This window comes from Pseudomonas sp. SIMBA_041, assembly GCF_046535095.1.
In the GTDB taxonomy this organism is placed as follows: Bacteria; Pseudomonadota; Gammaproteobacteria; order Pseudomonadales; family Pseudomonadaceae; genus Aquipseudomonas; species Aquipseudomonas mucoides.
The window spans coordinates 1-257 of sequence record NZ_JAWRXJ010000552.1; the positions used below are offsets into that span (position 1 = coordinate 1).

At 40.1% G+C, this 257-nt stretch carries 1 protein-coding gene; it reads right to left on the bottom strand.

Features of this window, described 5'->3' with window-relative positions; all coding sequences use genetic code 11:
• On the bottom strand, positions 1-248 hold a 248-nt coding region (locus SB725_RS32325), incomplete at its 3' end, for an alpha-amylase family glycosyl hydrolase (RefSeq protein WP_410923587.1).
• Positions 249-257: the final 9 nt, after the last annotated feature.

The following is a 257-nucleotide window of genomic DNA, read 5'->3' on the forward strand; positions in this document are numbered from 1 at the left end:
GCTGCTTCAATTGCATTAAGGTATTCTTCCTTAGTTCCGTATCTGGTTGCAATACTGCCTTTCTGGTCAAATTCCCCTAAATCATATAGATCATATACGTCATAACCCCGGCCTTCCTTACCGAGAAAGCACTTTGTTGCAGGAGGAAACCATACCGCAGTAAAACCAAGCTGTTTTAAATAAACAGCCTTTTCTGTAAACTCATTCCATAAATTCCCGGGATGGTACCAATGAAAAAACTGAATCATTACTCCGTT